The sequence below is a fragment of the Actinobacillus capsulatus DSM 19761 genome (assembly GCF_000374285.1).
In the GTDB taxonomy this organism is placed as follows: Bacteria; Pseudomonadota; Gammaproteobacteria; order Enterobacterales; family Pasteurellaceae; genus Actinobacillus; species Actinobacillus capsulatus.
The window spans coordinates 70,718-83,772 of the sequence record NZ_KB893941.1; the positions used below are offsets into that span (position 1 = coordinate 70,718).

Sequence of the window (13,055 nt, forward strand, 5' to 3'; positions counted from 1 at the left end):
TGTGTTGTAGAATCTGCTCGCCTATATACTGATGGATGGTATTTAGAACATATGAATGAAGTTTTTAATCTAACAAGGAACAACCAACGATGAAAAATACGATTGTTTTTCGCGGATTGTTATTATCTGGTATCGCATTAGCTGTAGCTGCTTGTGGTAACTTAAGCAAAGTGACTGATGAAGGTACGACAGAAAATCCAGTATTCCCAAAAATTTCCGAATCAGAATTCAACCATGATGGTTCTCAATTCGGTTCATGGCCAAACTGGGAAAACGTTCGTCAGATCGAACGTGGTATGAACAAAGACCAATTATATAACCTAATCGGTCGCCCACACTTTGAAGAAGGGTTATATGGCGTCCGTGAGTGGGACTATGCATTTAACTATCGTGAGAATGGTGTGCACAAAATTTGTCAATACAAAATCTTATTTGACAAAAATATGAATGCACAAAGTTTCTTCTGGTATCCGAACGGTTGTAATGGTAACTCATCATTTAACTTAAGTGGTGACTTTTTATTCGATTTCGATAAAGATACATTAACTGCGAAAGGTAAAGAAGTTGTTGATAGTGTTGCTGCACAATTAAAATCATCTGGCGCACAACAAGTTAAAGTGGCGGGTTATACAGACCGTTTAGGTTCAGAAAAATATAACTTAGATTTATCACAACGCCGTGCGAACATGGTGAAAGCACGTTTAGTTCAACAAGGTGTGACTGCACAAATCAACGCTGTTGGCTATGGTAAAGCAAGCCAAGTTAAAGCGTGTGACGGTGAATCAGGTCAAGCATTACGTGATTGCTTACGTCCTAACCGTCGTGTGGAAATTTCTGCAAACGGTGGCGTATTAAAACAAAACGAAGGTGGTAACGTTGCGGGGCCTAACGGTCCAGCACCACTTTATCAAACGCCACAATATAACAGTAATAAATAATCTACTGTTTCGTGAGAACATAGAGTAAAATATAAGGGCAATCAGAATTGATTGCCTTTATTTTTTCTTACCGCCCTGTAATAGGAGAATTTTTATGCGTTATCAAGCGGTTGCTTTTGACTTAGATGGGACTTTACTTTCACCGAATGCGGTTATTCTGGAATCGAGCAAGCAAGCTATTCAAAAGGTACGAGAGAAAGGCGTAAAAATTTTCTTTGTAACAGGTCGCCACCATACGGCGGTGCGTCCTTACTATGCGGAAATCGGCTTGGATACGCCAGTGGTTTGCTGTAATGGTACTTATTTATATGATTTTCAACATGATAAAGTGTTATCAGGCAATCCATTAACTGCAGAACAGGCTTCCGGTTTAATTAATCAAGCACAAGCATTAGGCATTCATACGGCGGTGTATTTCCGTGATGCAATGACTTACGAACAACTTAATCCGCATTTCACCAAATTCCAAAAATGGGTTCAGTCTTGTCCTGAAGCGGTACGCCCGAATGTTTATCAACTTGAGAAGTTCCAACAAGAAATTGATAAAGGTACTACGGTTTGGAAAGTGTTAATTAGTGATCCAGATCTAGCAAAAATGCAAAGTTTTGTTGAAAAATTACCGCTTGATCAATTTAGCCCAGAATGGTCTTGGGTGGATAGAGTGGATATTACTAGTGTTGGTAATAGCAAAGGCGCAATGTTAGCGGAATTGCTTAAAATTGAAGGGATTGATCCGCAAAATGTGATCGCATTCGGGGATAATTTCAATGATATCTCAATGCTAGAATTGGTGGGGCTAGGTATAGCAATGGGTGGTTCTGAAGCGGAAGTTCAACAACGAGCGGATAAAACCATCGGTTCAAATAGCGAAGACAGTATTGCCAAAGAATTAACGGAATTACTTAATTTATAATGAATAAACTGGTTAATCATCCTAAGTATTCTATTGCTCGTCGCATTGGATCTTATTTTCTTGTCATGATTGTATTTGCCTCTTTAATTAGTGGCATTTCATTAGGCATTATGTGGAGTAATAAATCGGATGCGGGTTTGATTAACGTTTCTGGATCATTACGGATGCAGAGTTATCGTTTCCTTTATGAAATGGAACACCATCCGCAATCTATTCCGACTCGCTTAAATGAATATCGTCAAAGTTTGAACTCGCCGGAAATCCAAGACTCTCTAGCTCATAAGTGTTTATTGCCGAAAGAAGTCACGGAAGCTTATGTCAAGCTACAAGAAAGCTGGCAGGAAATGGAATCCTTTATTATCAAGCGAGATAGACATTCCTATGAAGCCAATATTGACGGCTATGCAAAGCAAGTCAATAATTTCGTGTGGTTGCTACAAGAATTTGTTGAACTAAAATTAAAAGTGGCGATCGGTGTGATAGCCGTCTCTATGTTATTGATCATTGCTTTAGCTTATTTTGGCGTATGGTACACTCGTAAACGGATTATTACACCGCTTGATCAGTTAGTGACAGCAAGTCAGCAAGTCAAAAATGAAGATTTTGACCACATTCAGTTAGCAGTAAATGAGCCGAACGAATTAGGTTTTCTTTCTTCTGCATTTACCCAAATGGCAAGCGATTTAGCTAAACTATATGCTTCCCTTGAAGAGAAAGTAGAAGATAAAACCCGTCGTTTGATGTCGGTAAACCGTTCTTTGTTGGTATTATTCCAATGTTCTCAGCTGTTAACCGCAAAACCGGTTAATCAAAACGTCTTATTTCAAGTGTTACAAATGGTGCTTGATAATGAACAATTACGTGGAATTGAGATTCAAGTCTATGGCGCGGACTATTGGAATGTAACGATTGATAATGCACCGGCACAAGATTGGCGTTATAACGAAATTGCGATTGAAAACGAGAAAATTGCGTTATTACGCTGGAAACCGTCACTTTTATGTCCGGATGAGCGTTTAATCCAAAACGTATCAGAAATGATTGGTCGTAGTCTCTATGTTGTGCAGGTGCAGAAACAGCAACAACAGTTAGTATTGATGGAAGAACGCTCGATTATTGCACGAGAGTTGCATGACTCATTAGCGCAGTCACTGACGTTTTTCAAAATACAAGTGAGTTTATTAAAACGTAATGGAGAAACTAAGCAAGATTGGAATAAGCAAAAAGAGATTTTGGATGATTTTGAAAAAGCGCTGAATGAAGCTTATAGTCAATTGCGAGAGTTACTTTCTACTTTCCGCTTAACGATTGAGGAAGCCAATCTGGCCCATGCATTAGAACGAGTATTGGATTCATTACGTATTCGAACACCCGCTCATATTCGTTTAAATTGCAAACTCCCTTCGCAAATTTTTAGCGCACAGCAACAAGTTCATGCGCTACAGATTGTGCGTGAAGCGGTCATTAATGCAATTAAGCATGCTAATGCGAGTGAAATTGACGTGATCGCGGAAACCAATGCGGATGGTGAGCATTGCTTAATTATTCGTGATAATGGAAAAGGTATTGCAAGCGATATTGAGCCGGAAGGTCATTATGGGCTGATTATTATGAAAGAGCGAACTGCTGAATTAAAAGGCGAGTTTAGTATTAAAAATCGTCCGGAAGGCGGCGTTGAAGTAATGGTTGTATTACCGAATATGATTGCCGCATAATTTTTACAAAGGAAGGCAATAAAATGCAGATTCGAAAATCGACGGAAGCGGATTTTGAAACAATTTTAAATATTTATAATCAAGCAATTCCGACTCATCAAATTACGGCAGATTTGGAGTTAGCGATACCAATCAACCGCCGTGCTTGGTTCGACTTTCATCTAACCAGTGAACAGTATCCGATTTGGACAGTAGAAGATGAAAACGGCATTGCCGGCTGGTTTAGTTTTTCGCCGTTTTATGAGCGACCGGCGTTTGTGCATACCTCTGAAATTAGCATTTATTTAGACGGTAGTGCTAAAGGCAAAGGCTACGGTTCAAAAATTATTGAATTTATGCAAGCGGAAATGTTGAAGCATAATATTCATACGTTAATGGCGTATGTGTTCGAGCTGAATCAAGTCAGCCAAAATCTAATGCGTAAGCATGGTTTTGAACAGTGGGGGCGATTTCCTAATATTGCCAATATGGGCAAAGATGAACAAGGGCAAGATAAGTGGCGTACGCTATTGATGATGTCCTACCAAAAAGGCATTGAATAAGCGGTCATTTTTAATCAATTTTTTGCAAAAGGATCATAATGGAACGAATTAAAGTCGTGTTAGCTACGGGAAATCAAGGTAAAGCCAAAGAGATGTCGGATGTTTTGGCACAATTTGGCTTTGATGTCGTAGCGCAGAGTGAATTTGGCATTGAGTCACCGGAAGAAACCGGTTTGACTTTCATTGAAAATGCATTGTTAAAAGCACGTTATGCTTCAAAAATGACCGGACTACCAGCAATTGCGGATGATTCGGGGTTAGCGGTAGATGCACTGGGAGGCGCACCAGGGCTTTATTCCGCGCGTTATGCGGGCGAAGAAGGCAAGGATGAGGCAAATCGCCAAAAATTATTAGCTGAAATGCAAAATATTGCAGATGAAAAACGTGGGGCGAAATTTGTAAGTTGTATCGTTTTTCTACAACACGAAACGGATCCGACACCGAAAATTGCCTTAGGCGAATGTTTTGGTGAAATTTTACGTGAAGAACGTGGCCAAAATGGCTTTGGTTACGATTCTCTATTCTTCTATCCGCCCAAAAATTGCAGTTTCGCTGAGTTAGAAACCAGTGAGAAAAAGAAAATTTCACACCGTGCAATGGCATTGGAAGTGCTAAAACAACAGTTACTAAAGTAAGCGAAGTGACGTTTACGAGGAGAAAATATGATTATTACCACCACACCAACCATTGAAGGTCACCAAATCACTGAATATAAAGGTTTAGTTTTTGGTGAAGTGGTTTCCGGTGCCAATTTTATTCGTGATTTTTTTGCGAGTATTACCGATGTGATTGGTGGCCGTTCAGGCGCTTATGAAAGTAAGCTAAACAGTGCTAGACAAGAAGCATTGGCAGAATTAGAAAAAGAAGCGAAACGTGTTGGTGCAAATGCCGTGGTTGGTGTTTCTATGGAATATCAATCAATGGGCGGCGATAAAGGCATGTTTATCGTGGTTGCAACCGGCACAGCGGTGGTGATTCGCTAAATCTAACAAATGAGCATGAGTACTAGCGGTCATTTTTTGCCGTTATTTTGTAAATTATCCTGTAAAAAATCCCCGCATTTTGCGGGGATTTTTATGTTCGCTATGTTTAGAATAAACCGGTAATTAAGCCGTTTTCATCCACATCAATACGATTTGCTGCTGGTATTTTCGGTAAGCCCGGCATACGCATAATACTGCCGCAAATCGCAACGATAAAGCCGGCGCCAGCAGACACACTAATACTGCGTACGGTAACGCTAAAGCCTGTCGGGCAACCGAGTAATTTTGCATTATCGCTTAATGAATATTGTGTCTTCGCCATACAAATCGGTAATTTATCTAGACCTAATTTTTCCAGATTTTTAATTTCCGCTAGGGCTTCGGCACTAAAATTCACATCATCCGCACCATAGATTTTTTGTGCGATCGCTTTGATTTTGTTTTGCACGCTTTCATTTACGTCATAGACGAAATTAAAACGATTTTGTTGTTCATCAATCGCTTTTAACACTTTTTGTGCTAAGTCTACACCACCGACACCACCTTTACCCCAAACTTCAGTGAGCGATACTTCCACACCTTGTTCCGCACAAGCGCTCTGAATTAGGGCTAATTCTGCATCGGTATCAGATACAAAGCGGTTTAATGCGACCACTACCGGTAAACCGAATACATTTTTGAGGTTACTGATATGTTTAAGCAGATTTGGTAAACCTTGTTGTAAAGCGGTTAAACTTTCTTCAGCTAAATTCGCTTTTTCAACACCACAGTTATATTTCAAGGCCTTAACGGTTGCAACGACCACCGCCACATCCGGTTTAAGGTCAGCTAAACGGCATTTAATATCACAGAATTTTTCTGCGCCTAAATCCGCACCAAAGCCGGCTTCCGTTACTGCATAATCGCCTAAATGTAATGCTAAACGGGTTGCAGTAACCGAGTTACAACCGTGAGCGATATTGGCAAACGGGCCACCGTGAATAAAGGCAGGGCTGCCTTCAATCGTTTGTACTAAATTCGGTTTAATCGCATCTTTCAACAATGCTGCCATTGCACCGTGCGCATTTAAATCTTTTGCATAAACTGGTTGTTTGTCAGTGGTGTAGGCAACTAAGATATTACCTAAACGTGTTTTTAAATCGGCAAGATCTTTAGCTAAACAGAAAATCGCCATCACTTCCGAAGCCACAGTAATATCGAAACCGTCCGGACGAATCACACCGTCTGTCGGATTACCCAAACCGCCTAATACGTTACGTAATTGACGATCGTTCATATCAATTACTCGACGCCATAACACACGTTTGGTATCAATATTTAACGCATTGCCTTGGTAGATATGGTTATCCAATAATGCCGCCAATAGGTTATTGGCACTGGTGATAGCGTGGAAATCGCCAGTAAAGTGCAGATTGATATCTTCCATTGGCAGCACTTGCGCATAGCCACCGCCCGCCGCTCCGCCTTTCACACCGAATACCGGACCTAATGACGGTTCACGTGCCGCAACCACTGCATTTTTACCAAGCCGGTTTAAAGCATCGGTTAAACCGATGGTTACGGTGGTTTTTCCTTCGCCTGCCGGAGTCGGGTTAATAGCGGTAACTAAAATTAATTTACCGTTTTTAGCTGGTAATTTGAAAGCATCCGCCGGATTAATTTTCGCTTTATATTTGCCGTATTGTTCGATTTGATCGGCATTTAAACCTAATTTCTCCGCAATTTTATTAATAGGCTGCATAATGGCAGCTTGAGCAATTTCTACATCGCTTTTCATTCATCCTCCAGATTGGCAAACGTTTGCTTTTTTCAACCCTGCTAGAATATGCTAAAATCCGTTTAAAATAAAGAACTGTAACAGATATTTAACAAAAAAGATGACGAATCAATTAACGCCAAACTTTTGGCAAACAAAAAGCCTGCTTGAAATGAATGATGCGGAATGGGAAGCATTGTGTGACGGTTGTGGAAAATGTTGTTACCGCAAATATATTCAAGGCAGAGGCAAACGAGAGCGTTTGTATTACACTTCGGTCGCTTGTAATTTGTTGGACGTGGATAGTGGGCGTTGTACTAATTATCCGAATCGTTTCAAAATTGAACAGGATTGTACCAAATTAACCAAGAAAAATTTGCCTGATTTTGGCTGGTTGCCGAAAACCTGTGCTTACCGTTTACTTTATGAAGGTAAGCCGTTATTTGATTGGCATCCGTTGATCTCTAACGATCTACAATCGGTAAAAAAAGCGAATATTCTCATTCCAAACGGCATTCATGAAAAAGATGTGATAGATTGGTTTGAATTTGTGATTGATGAGGTTTAAGCTAATAAGCGGTCATATTTTGTAAAAATTTTGCAAAATATGACCGCTTGTTATTTGGATAATTTTAATAATGATAAGAGGGCAAACACAATGAAAACAGCATTAGTTACTGGTGCAACCGCAGGATTTGGTTTAGCAATTTGTAAATTACTGATTCAATCGGGTTATAAAGTGATTGGTACCGGTAGACGTAAAGAGCGCCTTGCCGAACTACATTCGCAACTAGGTAATAATTTTTTACCGCTTGCGTTTGATGTAAGTGATGAGGCGGCAACCACACAAGCCTTAAATAACCGTCCTACCGGCTGGCAACAAATAGATTTATTAGTCAATAACGCCGGATTGGCATTAGGGTTGGAACCAGCTTATAAAACTGATTTAAAAGATTGGTATCAGATGATCGATACTAATATTAAAGGGCTTGTGACGGTTACTCGTCTGATTTTACCGGAAATGGTAGAACGTAATAGCGGACATATCATCAATTTAGGTTCAATCGCCGGTAATTATCCTTACCCAGGTGGTAATGTTTATGGCGGCACAAAAGCTTTCGTTAAACAATTCAGTCTCAATTTACGTGCGGATTTAGCCGGTACGAAAGTGCGTGTAACGAATGTAGAGCCTGGTTTATGCGGCGGTACGGAATTTTCGAACGTACGCTTTAAAGGCGATGACGACAAAGTGGCAAAAGTATATGAAAACGTGAACTATGTCGCACCGGAAGATATTGCTAATATTGTGTTATGGCTGAATCAGCAACCGGAACACGTCAATATTAACCGCATTGAAGTAATGCCGGCGGCACAAACTTTCTCACCACTTGCCGTAGCAAGAGGTTAATGCCTAAAGGAAATTTCTCTCTTTGCTAAAGAGGGTAGTTTGTCAGGTATTATGTAGCAGTTATACAAATTGTAGGGGCGAACCGTGTTCGCCCTTGTGATATTCATTATAAATTGTTTGGGAGAATGCCATTCGCCCCTACATCATTGAAATAGATTAGCCCCTTGTGCATTTTCTACATAATTTCGGATTTTAAGCGGTTTTGCTTAGACACTTACACCAATATTTCTCTTTTTTAATTCATCATCAGAAATTTTTGCTTGCATATTGTGAAATCATGTACTATTTTAATAGTATATAATATTCCTTATAGATAGAGAGAACACGCTATGTCAGACACACTTCTTAATCCTTACTTCGGCGAATTTGGTGGAATGTATGTTCCTGAAATTCTAATACCGGTTTTAAAGCAACTTGAATCTGCTTTTGTCGATGCACAAAATGATCCATTATTCCAAGCGGAATTTACCGATTTACTCAAAAACTACGCTGGTCGCCCGACCGCATTAACGCTTTGCCGTAATCTCACCAAAGGAAGCAAAACCAAACTTTATCTTAAACGTGAAGATCTATTACACGGTGGTGCACATAAAACCAACCAAGTATTAGGGCAAGCGTTATTAGCAAAACGAATGGGCAAAACCCGTATTATTGCGGAAACCGGTGCCGGACAGCATGGGGTGGCAACCGCATTAGCGTGTGCAATGTTAGATTTGCCTTGCGTAATCTATATGGGCGCAAAAGATGTTGAACGCCAGTCACCGAATGTATTCCGTATGCGTTTGATGGGAGCGGAAGTGATTCCGGTACAAAAAGGTTCTTGTTCCTTAAAAGATGCTTGCTGTGAAGCAATGCGTGACTGGGCGGCAAACTATGAAACGACGCATTATTTAATTGGTACGGCGGCAGGCCCGCACCCGTTCCCGACTATGGTACGTGAATTTCAGAAAATGATCGGTGAAGAAATCAAGCGTCAAATTTTAGAAAAAGAAAAGCGCTTACCGGATGTCGTGATTGCGGCGGTCGGCGGTGGTTCGAATGCAATCGGCATGTTTGCGGATTTTATTGAGGAAAAAGGCGTCCAATTGATTGGTGTAGAACCGGCAGGTAAAGGGATTGAAACCGGCGAACACGGTGCACCACTTAAACACGGCACAACCGGTATTTATTTTGGTATGAAATCGCCAATTATGCAAACTAAGGATGGGCAAATCGAAGAATCTTATTCGATTTCCGCAGGTTTAGATTTCCCGTCTGTCGGACCGCAACATGCTTATCTCAATTCGATTGGACGCGCGGACTATGTTTCGATTACCGACCAAGAAGCGTTAGAGGCTTTTCAAGCGCTAGCGCAACACGAAGGTATTATTCCCGCTTTAGAAAGTTCGCACGCACTGGCTTATGCGCTGAAATTAATTGCACAAAATCCGGAAAAAGAACAACTATTGGTGGTGAATCTTTCCGGTCGTGGCGATAAAGATATTTTTACCGTAGATAAAATTTTAAATGGGGGAAACTAAAATGAGCCGTTTTGATACTTTATTTGCTGAGTTAAAAGCAAAAAATGAAGGGGCATTTGTGCCGTTTGTTACCCTCTGTGATCCGGATTTCGATCGTTCATTTGAGATTATCGAAACATTGATTGCCAATGGTGCGGATGCATTAGAACTCGGCTTCCCATTTTCAGATCCTTTGTTGGATGGCCCAGTAATTCAAGCGGCGAATAAACGTGCATTAGACGGTGGCTATAGTACCGATGCCTGTTTTGATATGATTGCTAAAATTCGCTTAAAATATCCTGAGATTCCAATTGGCTTGCTGCTTTGTGCTAACTTAGTTTTCGTACCAACCCAAGAAGTGTTTTTCAAGCGTTGTGCTGAAACGAGCGTTGATGCGGTATTAATTGCCGATGTACCGGTTCTCGCTGCAGAAGAATTTATTAAAACTGCCAAGAAACACGGCATTCAATCTGTCTTCATTTGCCCGCCAAATGCGGATCAGGTAACGATTGAACGCATCGCAAGTTTAACTGAAGGTTATACTTATTTGGTTTCTCGTGCTGGTGTAACCAGTGCCGAGAACCAAGTGCATGCTAAAAATTTAGATAATCTTATCGAAAGTCTCAAGCGGTCAAATTCTGCGCCAATTTTACAAGGTTTTGGTATTGCGAAACCGGAACAGGTTAAAGAAGCGCTAGCTCTGGGTTGTGATGGTGCGATTTCTGGATCTGCGATCGTTAAAATTATCGAGAACCATTTAGATAACCAGCCTCAACTATTGACAGAATTAGCGAGTTTTGTAACAGCAATGAAAAGTGCTACTTATATCAAATAAACGGACGTTAAGCGAAATAGGTAAAAATTTGCACCTTAGTAGTGATTTACTAAGGTGCAAATTTTTTATTTGGGAGTGTTGTCGTTAAATAAAGCTTGAGCTGATAAGAGGTCGATTATTGGCGCTCTTTTGCAAATAAGTAGCCGTTTAAACCTACGATAATAATGTTTAATATTGCTATGATATAAGCTTTAGAGCTAAAACCATAAAGCGTAAATCCTAATCCCCAAAAGATATTAGAGAGACGTAAAGTCGTCATACTACTAATAAAAAATGAAAGACTCAGAATAAGAACCGAACCATAACTAAGAAATGCAATAATACCCATTTGCTATCCTAATAAGCTTAAAAATTATAATGCAGTTATTCTACACAAAAAAGAAGCATTGATATAGCGTTTACTACTGTAATACAAAAAAATTGGCTAAGTATTTATACAGTATTATAATAAAAGACTGTTTGCGCATTTGGAGCAAGCAGCCTTAACGTTTTTTTAATATATGAATAAATTAGACAATAAAATTATCCATGCCTTCAGTGAAGACGGCTTATTAAGTAACAATATTCAAGGATTTCGTCCTCGTGCCGCTCAACTCGAAATGGCACAAGCGGTCGGAAGAGCGGTAAAATTTGCAACACCGACTGTGGTGGAAGCAGGGACAGGCACAGGTAAAACCTTTGCTTATTTGGTACCGGCGCTGCTTTCCGGTAAAAAAACGATTGTTTCGACCGGTTCTAAAAACCTGCAAGATCAATTATTTAATCGAGATCTGCCAACAATTCAAAAAGCCTTAAAATACAAAGGTAAAGTCGCTTTATTAAAAGGGCGAGCCAATTACCTTTGTTTAGAACGTTTGGATCAAGTGGTGGCAATGGGTGTGCTAGGCGATAAATCAGTATTAGCGGATTTATCGAAAGTCAGTAAATGGCATACTTCAACCAAAACCGGTGATTTAAGTGAATGTATTACGATCGCCGAAGACAGCCCGATTTTACCGCAATTGGTCAGCACTGCAGAAAGTTGCTTAGGTTCGGACTGTCCGCACTTTAAAGATTGCTATGTGGTACAAGCTCGTCGCCGAGCAATGGAAGCAGATGTGGTGGTAGTTAATCATCATCTGTTTTGTGCCGATATGGCGGTTAAAGAAACCGGCTTCGGTGAGTTAATTCCGGAAGCGGAATTGATTATTTTTGATGAAGCCCATCAATTACCGGATATTGCCAGCCAATATTTCGGTCAATCGTTAAGTTCTCGTCAACTGTTTGATATTTGTAAAGATACCAATATTGTTTACCGTACCGAACTAAAAGATCTTGCTCAGTTAGGCAAAGCAGCGGATCACTTGCAAAAAGTGGTGCAAGATTTCCGCTTATTAATGGGAAAGGAAGGTTCAATTAAAGGTAATTTACGAGAGTTGTTTAACGACCCAAAAGTAGTAGACGGCTTAACCAAAGTTGCGGAAAGCATTGATTTTTTAAGTGAGGTGATTAAAAAATCGCTCGGTCGTTCGGAAACGCTTGATAAAATTTTTGAAAGGTTGGCAGAAGTCAAAGCTCAATTAAAAAAATTGAGCGATACTACCGTGGTTGGCTATTGTTATTGGTATGAAGCCAACGGACGTTCTTTCGGTTTACATATCACTCCGTTAACCGTGGCAGACAAATTCGGCGAACAGCTTAAAAATCAACAGATTGGTTGGGTATTTACTTCCGCAACGCTTGAGGTCGGTGGTAAATTTGATCACTTATGTCAGCGTTTAGGCATTGAGAATGCGGAACAATTAGTGTTACAAAGCCCTTTTGATTACGCCAATCAGTCGTTGCTTTGTGTTCCTCGATATTTGCCGGACACAAATAAATCGCACACTTTAACAGAACTTGGCAAAATGTTAATGCCTGTGATTGAAGCTAATAATGGTCGCTGTTTTTTACTCTGTACTTCCTATTTTATGATGCGAGGTTTAGCGGATTTTCTGCGTGAGCACAGTAAATTAAGTGTGCTACTGCAAGGGGAAACTAGCAAGACTCGCTTATTAGAAAAGTTTATTGCGGAAGAAAATAGCGTATTGGTTGCCACCCAAAGTTTCTGGGAAGGGATTGATGTGCGAGGCGATGCGTTATCACTAGTGATTATCGATAAATTACCGTTTACTTCGCCTGATGAACCATTGCTAAGAGCCCGCATGGAAGATTGTCGTTTACAAGGTGGAGAACCATTTAACGATCTTCAAATTCCGGAAGCAGTAATCACCTTGAAGCAGGGAGTAGGGCGATTAATTCGTGATGTAACCGATAGAGGCGTAGTGATTATTTGTGACTCACGTTTAGTGATGCGGAATTATGGTCAAACATTCCTGAAGAGTTTACCGCCGTTAACGCGTACGCGTGATTTAAACAAAGTGATTCAATTCTTAAAAAATTAGTGAACAAGCGGTTAAATTTGCAAAATGTTTTGCAAATTTAACC

At 40.3% G+C, this 13,055-nt stretch carries 13 protein-coding genes; 11 read left to right on the top strand and 2 right to left on the bottom strand.

Features of this window, described 5'->3' with window-relative positions:
* The first annotated feature begins 89 nt into the window (after positions 1-89).
* The 6 genes from C228_RS0108915 (at position 90) to C228_RS0108940 (ending at position 5,091) form a co-directional block, all read left to right on the top strand.
* The gene (locus C228_RS0108915) at positions 90-938 is read left to right on the top strand and encodes an OmpA family protein (protein ID WP_018652286.1); all 849 of its coding nucleotides are present in this window, start codon (positions 90-92) and stop codon (positions 936-938) included.
* Between the two features lie 94 nt (positions 939-1,032).
* On the top strand, positions 1,033-1,851 hold the full coding sequence (locus C228_RS0108920; RefSeq protein ID WP_018652287.1) for a pyridoxal phosphatase: 819 nt from the start codon (positions 1,033-1,035) through the stop codon (positions 1,849-1,851).
* Positions 1,851-3,566 carry a nitrate/nitrite two-component system sensor histidine kinase NarQ gene (gene narQ, locus C228_RS0108925; RefSeq protein WP_018652288.1) on the top strand — a complete coding sequence of 572 codons (1,716 nt, stop codon included), beginning with the start codon at positions 1,851-1,853 and terminating at the stop codon, positions 3,564-3,566. The genes C228_RS0108920 and narQ overlap by 1 nt, the downstream gene beginning before the upstream one ends.
* 23 nt (positions 3,567-3,589) lie before the next feature.
* Entirely contained in the window at positions 3,590-4,108 is a 519-nt protein-coding gene (locus tag C228_RS0108930) for a GNAT family N-acetyltransferase (RefSeq protein WP_018652289.1), read from the top strand.
* 38 nt (positions 4,109-4,146) lie between these two features.
* Positions 4,147-4,743 (top strand): RdgB/HAM1 family non-canonical purine NTP pyrophosphatase, encoded by a 597-nt coding sequence (gene rdgB / locus C228_RS0108935; RefSeq protein ID WP_018652290.1) that lies wholly within the window; start codon positions 4,147-4,149, stop codon positions 4,741-4,743.
* Positions 4,744-4,770: 27 nt separating this feature from the next.
* The gene (locus C228_RS0108940) at positions 4,771-5,091 is read left to right on the top strand and encodes a YbjQ family protein (RefSeq protein ID WP_005622442.1); all 321 of its coding nucleotides are present in this window, start codon (positions 4,771-4,773) and stop codon (positions 5,089-5,091) included.
* Between the two features lie 106 nt (positions 5,092-5,197).
* Here the strand turns inward: C228_RS0108940 and C228_RS0108945 are convergent, their stop codons facing one another.
* The gene (locus tag C228_RS0108945) at positions 5,198-6,868 is read right to left on the bottom strand and encodes a formate--tetrahydrofolate ligase (RefSeq protein WP_018652291.1); all 1,671 of its coding nucleotides are present in this window, start codon (positions 6,866-6,868) and stop codon (positions 5,198-5,200) included.
* A 100-nt stretch (positions 6,869-6,968) separates the two neighbouring features.
* Between C228_RS0108945 and C228_RS0108950 the strand changes: the two genes are divergently transcribed.
* The 4 genes from C228_RS0108950 to trpA all read left to right on the top strand — a co-directional run bounded on the left by C228_RS0108950 (position 6,969) and on the right by trpA (position 10,589).
* The gene (locus C228_RS0108950) at positions 6,969-7,415 is read left to right on the top strand and encodes a YcgN family cysteine cluster protein (protein WP_018652292.1); all 447 of its coding nucleotides are present in this window, start codon (positions 6,969-6,971) and stop codon (positions 7,413-7,415) included.
* Between the two features lie 90 nt (positions 7,416-7,505).
* Positions 7,506-8,255, top strand: coding sequence for an SDR family oxidoreductase (locus C228_RS0108955; RefSeq protein ID WP_018652293.1), 750 nt, complete (start codon positions 7,506-7,508; stop codon positions 8,253-8,255).
* Between the two features lie 329 nt (positions 8,256-8,584).
* Positions 8,585-9,775 (top strand): tryptophan synthase subunit beta, encoded by a 1,191-nt coding sequence (gene trpB / locus C228_RS0108960; RefSeq protein WP_018652294.1) that lies wholly within the window; start codon positions 8,585-8,587, stop codon positions 9,773-9,775.
* Between the two features lies 1 nt (position 9,776).
* Entirely contained in the window at positions 9,777-10,589 is an 813-nt protein-coding gene (trpA, locus tag C228_RS0108965) for a tryptophan synthase subunit alpha (RefSeq protein ID WP_018652295.1), read from the top strand.
* A 115-nt stretch (positions 10,590-10,704) separates the two neighbouring features.
* Here the strand turns inward: trpA and C228_RS0108970 are convergent, their stop codons facing one another.
* Complete coding sequence (locus tag C228_RS0108970; RefSeq protein WP_018652296.1) at positions 10,705-10,917, bottom strand: hypothetical protein; 213 nt, start codon at positions 10,915-10,917, stop codon at positions 10,705-10,707.
* Between the two features lie 172 nt (positions 10,918-11,089).
* On the opposite strand from C228_RS0108970, the gene yoaA reads away from it, so the two are divergent.
* Entirely contained in the window at positions 11,090-13,012 is a 1,923-nt protein-coding gene (yoaA, locus tag C228_RS0108975) for a DNA repair helicase YoaA (RefSeq protein ID WP_018652297.1), read from the top strand.
* Positions 13,013-13,055: the final 43 nt, after the last annotated feature.

Coding starts and splice junctions, on each gene's coding strand:
- C228_RS0108915 (WP_018652286.1), top strand. CDS start 90: ATGAAAAATACGATTGTTTTTCGCGGATTGTTATTATCTGGTATCGCA.
- C228_RS0108920 (WP_018652287.1), top strand. CDS start 1,033: ATGCGTTATCAAGCGGTTGCTTTTGACTTAGATGGGACTTTACTTTCA.
- narQ (WP_018652288.1), top strand. CDS start 1,851: ATGAATAAACTGGTTAATCATCCTAAGTATTCTATTGCTCGTCGCATT.
- C228_RS0108930 (WP_018652289.1), top strand. CDS start 3,590: ATGCAGATTCGAAAATCGACGGAAGCGGATTTTGAAACAATTTTAAAT.
- rdgB (WP_018652290.1), top strand. CDS start 4,147: ATGGAACGAATTAAAGTCGTGTTAGCTACGGGAAATCAAGGTAAAGCC.
- C228_RS0108940 (WP_005622442.1), top strand. CDS start 4,771: ATGATTATTACCACCACACCAACCATTGAAGGTCACCAAATCACTGAA.
- C228_RS0108945 (WP_018652291.1), bottom strand. CDS start 6,868: ATGAAAAGCGATGTAGAAATTGCTCAAGCTGCCATTATGCAGCCTATT.
- C228_RS0108950 (WP_018652292.1), top strand. CDS start 6,969: ATGACGAATCAATTAACGCCAAACTTTTGGCAAACAAAAAGCCTGCTT.
- C228_RS0108955 (WP_018652293.1), top strand. CDS start 7,506: ATGAAAACAGCATTAGTTACTGGTGCAACCGCAGGATTTGGTTTAGCA.
- trpB (WP_018652294.1), top strand. CDS start 8,585: ATGTCAGACACACTTCTTAATCCTTACTTCGGCGAATTTGGTGGAATG.
- trpA (WP_018652295.1), top strand. CDS start 9,777: ATGAGCCGTTTTGATACTTTATTTGCTGAGTTAAAAGCAAAAAATGAA.
- C228_RS0108970 (WP_018652296.1), bottom strand. CDS start 10,917: ATGGGTATTATTGCATTTCTTAGTTATGGTTCGGTTCTTATTCTGAGT.
- yoaA (WP_018652297.1), top strand. CDS start 11,090: ATGAATAAATTAGACAATAAAATTATCCATGCCTTCAGTGAAGACGGC.